Raw genomic sequence first — 8,645 nt, forward strand, 5'->3', positions numbered from 1 at the left:
TGCCATGATCACGTGTGCGCCGGCATTCGCGAGCCGCGCCGTCGCTTCCTTACCGGTGCCGCTGTTCGCGCCGGTGACCACGGCGATGCGGCCGGATAGATCTGGGACGGTGTACATGTGTGCCTCTTTCGGTTGGTGGCAACGCTGCCGACGGGACGCATGTACCGCCAGGTGGATTGCGGAAGAACATCGCAGTGTTCACCAGACTGTAGTGCGCGCCGTCGAAATCTATCTTGCGGCAGGCCGTGGCAACCGGCGACGTCGTATACGGGCCAGACGCGGTCCATCAGCTGGTCAGCGGCCGCTACGCTTTGTGAGCAGACCCTTCAACTAGACAAACAGGTACAGGATCCACACCAGGCCAAAGGCCATGAAGCCGATGGCGGTGGCGATCACTGACCAGGTCATCAGCGCCGTCTTGGTGCTCATGCCGAGGAACCGGCTCACCAGCCAGAACCCTGAGTCATTGACGTGCGAGAACGTGATTGCTCCCGCCACAATGGCAACAACAATGCACGCCAGAGCCAGCGGATTTGTCTCGCCGGACGCGGTAATCGCGGGTGCCATCAGGCCGGCGGCGGTGGTACCGGCAACGGTTGCCGACCCCTGGGCCACCCGCATGATGACGGCGATGAGGAAGCCGGCCAGGATGAGCGGCAATCCAATGGCGTCCAAACCGTCGGCCATTGCACCGCCGATGCCGGTAGCCGTCAGCACTCCGCCGAACATTCCACCGGCACCGGTGATGAGGATGATGGAGCAGACGGGCGCCAGGGCGTCGTCGACCAGATCCTCCAACGCGCCGCCCATGGACCCGCTCCGGCGACGGATGACCAGCAGGTACATGGCCAGCAGGGTAGAGATCAGCAGTGCAATCGGGGTGTTGCCGATGAACACCAGGACCTGAACCCAGAGTGCATCTTCCGGAACGGCGCCGGACGCGCTCAGGGTATTCAGCCCGGTGTTGAGGAAGATCAGCACCAGGGGCAGGAGCAGCACCAACAGCACTGTGCCGAATTTCGGCGGATTGGGGTTGTCCTTGGGCGGTTCGCCAAGCAGATTAGGGACGGGCATGTTGGGGTGGCGCTTCGCGAGCACCAGGGCCAGACGGTAGCCGGCAACGTACCAGGTGGGCAGGCCCACCAGCAGCGCCACCATGAGCACCAGCCCCACGTCGGCGCCGACAATGCCGGCAGCAGCCACCGGGCCGGGATGGGGTGGAACCAGGGCGTGCATCATGAGGAATGCGCCAGTGGACGGGAGTGCGTACAGCAGGAGCCCGCCGCCCAGACGCCGTGCCACGGTATAGATGATGGGCAGCATCACAATGAAGCCGGCATCCAGGAAAATGGGGAAGCCAAAGAGCAGGGACGCTACGGAGAGTGCCAGCGGTGCCCGCTTTTCGCCGAAGCGCCGCAGCAGGCTGTTTGCCAGGACCTGTGCGCCGCCGGAGGTTTCCACAATGCGTCCCAGAACGGCACCGAAACCGACCAGCAGGGCGATGTTCCCCAGGGTTCTGCCAAATGGTCCCACCAGGGTGTCCAGCAGCTCATCGGCAGACACCCCCGCCACCACGGCAGTGATCAGACTGACAATGATCAGTGCGAAGAACGCATGCATCCGCACCTTGATAATGAGGAACAGCAGCACTGCGATTGCAGCCACTGCGATGATCAGGAGGGCCGGGATGGGTAATCCGCTCGCCACTGCCTGTGGTGCCATTGGCATCAGGGCCATGGTCTAGCTCCTTTTCGCAACTTCGTTGGTGCATGAGCGATCAACCCTGCGGGTTTGCGGGGCAATCGGTTTGTCTTGGAGATGGCCGTCACCCGTCAGGGGAGCAGGCCGCCTGTCCTTGCCAGCGCTTCGTCCAGCACCAGCCCAAAATTGCGGGGCTTGTGAGCGAACCTGCCGAGGAACAGGCCGTCCACCGCGTCCAACTGCGGCAGAAGTCCGGGGCCGGCGCTGCCGCCGTAGATGATCCGTGTGCCGTGGCCGCCGCCTTGGTCCAGTAACGCGCGGAGCCGGCTGACGACGTCGTTCACGTAATCCGCGGGGGCGGGTTCCGTGGCTCCGATCGCCCACACCGGCTCGTAGGCGAAGATGACGGCGTCCGTCTCCGTGCTTCCCAGCGCCGCCTCGGCCTGGCCGCGGCAGAATGCTGCCGCTTCCTGTGGACTGGTGCGCTCAGGTTCGCCGATACAAAGCAGCGGCGTCAGACCGGCATCAACAGCCGAGGCAAGCTTCGCTGCGACCACCACATCATCCTCCCCGAACAGGCGGCGGCGCTCCGCATGGCCAAGCTCCACAAGTCCCACACCGAGCTCGGCCAGCAACCCGGCGCTCACCTCACCGGTCAAGGCTCCGGTACCGGCACTGCAGTTCTGCGCGCCGATGCTCACTCCGGTGCCGCAGAAGGTGCGCTGTGCGCTTTCCAGGACCGGGTACGACGGCGCCACGAACGTGTGCACGGCGCCCGCCAGTGCGGCGCCCGCCAGTGCGGCGCCCGCCAGTGCGGGGCGCGCCAGCACCTCGGCGCGGATGCCGTCCATCCAGTCGAGGCTCTGCCGGTACCCGAGGTACATCTTGGTGCTGACTCCCACGTACTGGGAGCGTCGCGTTGTCATACCCCCGCCTAGCGCAGCGGTGCGGGGCCGAGGTCCTCGATCAGCTTTTGCATCAGCACATAGGCCTTGTTGCGGTAAGCGATGAGGTCCGGTGTGCGCTCCGCCGGCACGTCAAGGAATCCGGCGCCGGTTTTGGTGCCCAGCTTCCCGGCCTCCACCAGGTCGGAGAGCACCTTTGGTGTGGCGAACCGTTCGGGGAAGTCCGTCTGCAGCGATTTGTAGCAGAAGTTGTAGACGTCAAGGCCTGCCATGTCGGCGATGGCAAACGGCCCAAAGAAGGGAAGCCGGAAGCCGAAGGTGGTGCGGACCAGGGTGTCGATGTCTTCCGGCGACGCCACACCTTCCTCCACTAGCTGGGTTGCCTCGTGGAACAGTGCGTACTGCAGGCGGTTCAGCACAAAGCCGGTGACGTCCTTGACCACTGCGGTTTCCTTGCCGGTGGCATGGACAATCTCGCGGGCGGCCGCGACGACGGCTTCCGAGGTGCCGGTGTGCGGAATGATTTCTACGCCGGGAATGAACGGCGACGGGTTGGAGAAGTGCACTCCGAGGAAACGTTCCGGGCTCTGCACGGCCATGGCCATTTCACCAATGGAGATGGTGGAAGTGTTGGAGCCGATAATGGCGTCGGGACGCGCGGCGGCGCTGATCCTCGCGAGGATGTCGTGCTTGATTTCGAGAACTTCGGGAACGGCTTCCTCGATGAAGTCGGCGTCAGCCACCGCTTCCTCGACCGACGATGCGGCGTGGACGTTCTTCTCGATCGTTTCGGTGGCGTTTTCGGGAAAGAGCCCGGCGGACACGAACTCACGGGATTCCACGATCAGGCGCTGAAGGTTTTCCTCAGCGATGTCCGCGGAGACGTCTGAGAGCGCCACTGTGGCGCCGGAAAGCGCCAGCACCTGGGCAATACCGCCGCCCATGTAGCCGGATCCCACTATTGCAACGTTGAGCGTCATTCGCTTAGCCCTCCTTCGGTTCGTACGAGCTGATGGCCTCTACCTTGGCGGCGGAGGAACTGGTTTCGTCAAAACGGTGGCCCAGCCATTCATCAACGAGCTTCTTGGCAAGTTCCATGCCGATCACGCGCTGGCCAAGGGTGAGGACCTGCGCGTTGTTGCTGAGCACAGACCGTTCCACCGAGTAGCTGTCGTGCGCAGTGACGGCACGGATTCCGGGCACTTTGTTGGCGGAAATTGCGACGCCGAGGCCGGTTCCGCAGATCAGCAACGCACGGTCCGCCTCGCCTGCTGCCACCTTGCGGGCGGCGGTGACGGCGATGTGCGGGTAGGCGGTTGAATCGTCACTGCCCACACCGACGTCGAGCACTGATTCGACCCGGCTGTCCGCTTCCATCAGCGTCTTCAGGGCGGTCTTGAATTCCACTCCTGCTTCATCATTTCCAATGACGATGCGCAGTTTTTCACTCATGAGTGTGCTCCTTTTCATTAGTCAGTTCCGGGTAGGCGCGTGCTATTGCTTCGACGATGAGGGCGAAGGATACTGCGCCCGGATCGGCATGTCCCACGCTTTTTTCGGCAAGCGGCCGGGCCCGACCTTTGCGGGGACGGAGTTCCGTGGTTTGCTCGGCTGCCAGTGTTGCTGCGGCGGCGGCCGCGGTCAGGGTCTCCGCGAGGGCCGTTCCGTTCCCGTTTCCTTCAGTGAAGGTTTGGACATAGGGGAGCAGGGCGTCCACCATGGTCTTGTCCCCGGCCTCCGCCTTGCCCAGCCCGGTGATCGCGGCGTGAAAAGCCTCCGCTGCGGCGTGCGCTTCCGCCGTACCGTAGGTTTCGCGGTTACCCAGTGAATGCCCGACGGCGGTGATCCCTGAGCCCCACAGGGCGCCGGAGGTTCCACCCGCCTTTTCGGCCCACGCAACGCCCGCGGCGAGCAGGACGCGGTCCACACCCTCCCCGGCGGCGGCGGCACTGGCGGCAGCGTCTGCTGCGGCGTCGACTCCGCGGCGCATGCCGATGCCGTGGTCGCCGTCACCGGCCACCGCATCAAGCCTGCCGAGCTCGCGTTCGTGCTCCATGACCACCGAGCGCGCAGCTTCGAGAAGCGCGACGGCGCCCGCGCTGAGCGATGCAGCTGCGGTAGTCGATTTCTCTGCGGCTGTTTCGGTGGCGGCGGCGAGCTGTTGCACGTCGCGGTGCGCCCTGGCGGCGACGTTGCCCTTGCGGAAGGCAGAGGTGTCAGCCGGCGCGGACCAGTAGGTTTCGAGTTCGTCGTCAAGCCAGAGCAGGGTCAGGGAAACACCGGCCATGTCGAGGCTGGTCACCAGTTCACCGCACTCCGGTTCAACAATCTCCAGGTTCCCGTTGCTTAGCAGTGCTTCGATCCTGCCGTAGAGCAGGAACAGTTCGTCATACTTGACCGTCCCCAAACCGTTGACAATAGGCACCACCCGGGTGCCGGCGTCGTCGGGCTTATCCTTCAGCAATGTGGTCACCAGTAGCTTTGCGAGCTCGCTGGCGGTGGGCATGGGGTGATCGGAGATGCCGGGTTCGCCGTGGATGCCCAGGCCCAGCGACATGTGGCCGGGCTCCACAGTGAACAGCGGCTCTTCAGCGCCGGGCAGGGTGCAGCCGTTGAACGCGACGCCCAGGGAACGGGTCCGATAATTTGCCTTCTGTGCCAGGCGCTCCACCTCGTCCAGGTTCAGCCCGGCCTCCGCCGCGGCGCCCGCCACTTTGAAGACCGTGAGGTCTCCGGCGATGCCGCGCCGGGTTTCCAGCTGGTCGATGGGAGCGCTGGCGATATCGTCAGTGACTACCACTGTCCGGGTCTCGATGCCTTCGGTGTTGAGGCGGAGCTGCGCTTGGTCGAAGTGCAGGACGTCGCCGGCATAGTTGCCGTAGCTGAGCAGGACTCCGCCGCCGTTGTGGGCGGTCTTGGCCACCCGGTAGACCTGCCCGGCGGCGGGGGAGGCGAACATGTTCCCGCAGGCGGAACCTGCGGCGAGGCCCTGGCCCACCAGACCGGCGAAGGCCGGATAATGGCCGGAACCGCCGCCGATGACCAGGGCAACCTGTCCCTGATCCATCTCGGTGGACCGGACCACACCGCCGTCCACCCGGGCAACATACCGGCGGTTTGCTGCGGTGAAGCCGTCAAGGGCATCGTCGGCAAAGGTAGCGGGGTCATCAAAAATGCGTGTCATCATTCCTCATTGAATCCGTGAAGCCGGGTTGACTACGGGCGGTCTGGATGGCGTTCTTAAACGGCGTTTTTAGGCAGCGTCTCTGGGCAGCGTCTGTGGCCGGCGTCTTTATACGGCGGCGAGGCGCGGCTGCTGCCGACCCTGTGCCACCAACGGTTGGCCCAGCGTGTAGTCCGCCGTTTTGGGAAGGATCCTGTTGCGCAGGTAATCCTGATTGGACGCGGAGACACTCAAGCCGTCTCCGCCGTAATGCTCGGTGCAGATGATTCCCTGGAACCCGCTTGCCAAGGCCGTGCGGAACGCCTCGCGGTAGCTGATGATGCCGGTTTCGAGGGGCGCAGGCATGGCGGTGTATTGGTTGCGCGCCACGTTCTCATCCCGGGTGTAGTTCTTCACATGCCAGTAGTTGGCGTACGGCACTGTCTTGCTGATGAGTGCCTGGACGGATTCGATGGGCCGGTGCAGTCGCACCAGATTGCCAAGGTCAGGATTGAGGCCAACGTTGGGCAGGTCGATGTCCTGGACCAGCTGCACGGCGGAATCGCCGGTGCCCAGATAGGTGTCCTCGTACAGTTCGAGGGACAGCAGCAGTCCCAGGTCAGCGGCGTGGTTGCCCAGTTCGCGGAGCCTCGTAACGGCTTTCTGCCAGGCCTCGGGGTTGTTCTGTGGATCCTTGTGGCCTTCGACTGTCCAGAACCACAGCTGTTTCTGCTGCTCCGGGGTGAGGGCCTGGTGGAGGCCAAAGGACACCACTTCGCAGCCAAGCTGTGCGGCGGCATCGAGGGTGCGGTGGCTGTAGGCGAGGTTGTCTTCCCAGTTTTGCTCATCTATGACGCTGCGGCGGATGGCCGAAATAGCGGGCGCGCCAACGCCGGCTTCCACCGCGGCGAGCTTGAGCTCATCCAGCCGCGGGCCGGAGAGATCTCCCGGCTTGATCCAGCTGTCAAAAAGATCCACATTGGCGAAGCCGGCATCCCGAACTTCGCTGAAGATACCTTTCCAAACCTCGGGTTCGGCGTCCTGCATGGTGCCGCCGCCGGGGTTCTGATGCGGGAACTGAAGGAGGGCTGCCGTGATGGGCCAGGTTTCTGCGGTGTACGCCATAAATCACTCCGTTGTGTAATCGTATTTCCTATAGGATTCACGATTGGGGGCGAAGAGTCAAGGCCCACGCCTGATCGAGGGTAGTTGTTCGCCTGTAGGTGGGCGGTTAGGGGACGGTTAGGGGTGTTCCACGCTGTCGCGGATGGAGCGCTGCTTAACGCCGTTCAGGTGGGCGATCATGGCGTCGCGGGCGCCAGCCGGATCGCCAGCTGAAAAGGCGTCGAGTATTGCGGTGTGCTCCTGAATAGCCGTGTCTGCGTCGGTGACTCCCAGTCCGGCGAAGAACCGGAAGCGCTGCACCTGCCCGCCAAGGGTTTTGTAGGCGTTCAGAATGAAGGGGTTGCCGGCATGTTCGGCAATGATTCGGTGGAAGTCCTCGTCCGCTTTCCAATAATCGCGGAACTCCGCGTAGGAGGCGCCGGTGGGGGAGGAGCGGAGGTCTTCGATGGTCTGCTTCAGCTCAGCGACCAGCGCAGGGGTAATGCTGGCGCACGCCAGTTCCGCGTTCACGGGTTCGATCACCAGCCGCGCATCCACCAGTTGCGCCAGTTCCACCGCCGTGAAGAGAGGCGCCACCTTGTAGCCTTTGAGTGCAACGCGGCGGACCATGCCGGTGTGCTCAAGCCGGGCGAGAGCCTCCCGGACCGGAGTGGGCGAGACCTCGAGGTCGCGGGCAATGCCGTCAATACTCAGGTTCGCTCCAGCCTCCAGCCGCCCGTCAATCAGCGACGCCATCAGCTCTTCGTGCACATGGTCGGCAAGGACCTGGCGGTTCAGGGCTCGCCGGGGAGGAGTCGGGGACATGTAGGAATCCTATAGGAAACTCCCATCTGACCGAGTCCGGTGCTGGGTGCGGAGAAAACCGTTAGTCACACCACCGTCAGTGTGTGGCTGGAGTTGGGAGAACTCGGGCACCGGAGTGACTGGTTCCTGGCCAGCGAGAACCGCCAATATATTGTCGACGGCGAGGTCCACCATTTTCTCGCGCGTCGCCTGTGTTGCGGATCCCACATGGGGAAGCGCCGCAATGCGGGGATGGCGCAGGAGCGGGTCCATAGGATCCCGAACAGGCTCGGCGTCGTACACGTCGATGCCCGCCGAATGGATCTCAACCCGGTCCAGCGCCTGGAGCAGCGCAGCGGTGTCCACCACCGGTCCCCGCGCGGTGTTGATCAGCGTCGCCGTCGTTTTCATCCGGTTGAGCTCAGCGGTACCCACCAGCCCCCTCGTTTCGAGCGCCAAGGGAACATGCAGCGACACAACGTCGGAGCGTTCCAGCAGTTCTTCCCACGGCACGGCCGTTGAGAGCGCATTTGTCGGTGTGCGGGACAAGCTGTGCAGCACCGTCATACCGAATCCTGCCGCCCGCCGGGCTACCGCCTGCCCAATCTGTCCAAAGCCGGCCAACCCCAGTGTTGATCCGTTGATATCCAAGCCCAGATGCTCATCCAGCCGCGTTCGCTTCCACCTGCCGGCACGGAGATCATCCGCTGCAGGGATCAGGAGGCGCCGGGCCAGTAGCATCAGCGCCATGGTGGTGTCGGCGGTGGTCTCGTGCAGCACATGTGGAGTGTTGGTGACCATCACCGAGTGATCGAGCGCCGCCGCCACATCAACGGCGTCGTACCCTGCATTAGGCAAGGCAACAATCCGCAAGGAGTCCGTGGCCTCGAAGAATGCGCGGTCCAGTTTGGCGTAGGCCGCCAGCATGGCATCCGCGCCCTGCGCGAACTCCAGCAGGCGCCCGCCGG

Annotated in this window: 8 protein-coding genes and 1 pseudogene; all 9 read right to left on the minus strand. The window is 64.0% G+C overall.

From position 1 onward, the window contains the following. Positions 1-117 (minus strand): annotated as a pseudogene (locus Y708_RS30875) (short chain dehydrogenase); the annotation flags it as partial. A gap of 213 nt (positions 118-330) precedes the next feature. Then, positions 331-1,737, minus strand: a complete 1,407-nt coding sequence (locus Y708_RS0105975) for a GntP family permease (protein WP_253905703.1) — start codon at positions 1,735-1,737, stop codon at positions 331-333. Between the two features lie 95 nt (positions 1,738-1,832). Next, entirely contained in the window at positions 1,833-2,627 is a 795-nt protein-coding gene (locus tag Y708_RS0105980) for a triose-phosphate isomerase family protein (RefSeq protein WP_028279224.1), read from the minus strand. 8 nt (positions 2,628-2,635) lie between these two features. After that, positions 2,636-3,586, minus strand: a complete 951-nt coding sequence (locus tag Y708_RS0105985) for a 3-hydroxyacyl-CoA dehydrogenase family protein (protein ID WP_028279225.1) — start codon at positions 3,584-3,586, stop codon at positions 2,636-2,638. Between the two features lie 4 nt (positions 3,587-3,590). Further along, positions 3,591-4,058 (minus strand): ribose-5-phosphate isomerase, encoded by a 468-nt coding sequence (locus Y708_RS0105990; protein WP_028279226.1) that lies wholly within the window; start codon positions 4,056-4,058, stop codon positions 3,591-3,593. Continuing rightward, positions 4,051-5,790 (minus strand): dihydroxyacetone kinase family protein, encoded by a 1,740-nt coding sequence (locus tag Y708_RS0105995; RefSeq protein ID WP_028279227.1) that lies wholly within the window; start codon positions 5,788-5,790, stop codon positions 4,051-4,053. Before Y708_RS0105995 ends, Y708_RS0105990 begins: the two co-directional genes overlap by 8 nt. Before the next feature lie 108 nt (positions 5,791-5,898). Further along, a complete protein-coding gene (locus tag Y708_RS0106000; RefSeq protein ID WP_028279228.1) occupies positions 5,899-6,894 on the minus strand; it encodes a sugar phosphate isomerase/epimerase family protein in 996 nt (331 codons plus the stop codon). A 117-nt stretch (positions 6,895-7,011) separates the two neighbouring features. Continuing rightward, positions 7,012-7,698 carry a GntR family transcriptional regulator gene (locus Y708_RS0106005; RefSeq protein ID WP_028279229.1) on the minus strand — a complete coding sequence of 229 codons (687 nt, stop codon included), beginning with the start codon at positions 7,696-7,698 and terminating at the stop codon, positions 7,012-7,014. 9 nt (positions 7,699-7,707) lie between these two features. Beyond that, the coding region (locus Y708_RS23230) for an NAD(P)-dependent oxidoreductase (RefSeq protein ID WP_051478679.1) at positions 7,708-8,645 on the minus strand (938 nt) is incomplete at its 5' end.

Source organism: Arthrobacter sp. H5, assembly GCF_000520595.1.
Classification (GTDB): Bacteria; Actinomycetota; Actinomycetes; order Actinomycetales; family Micrococcaceae; genus Arthrobacter_D.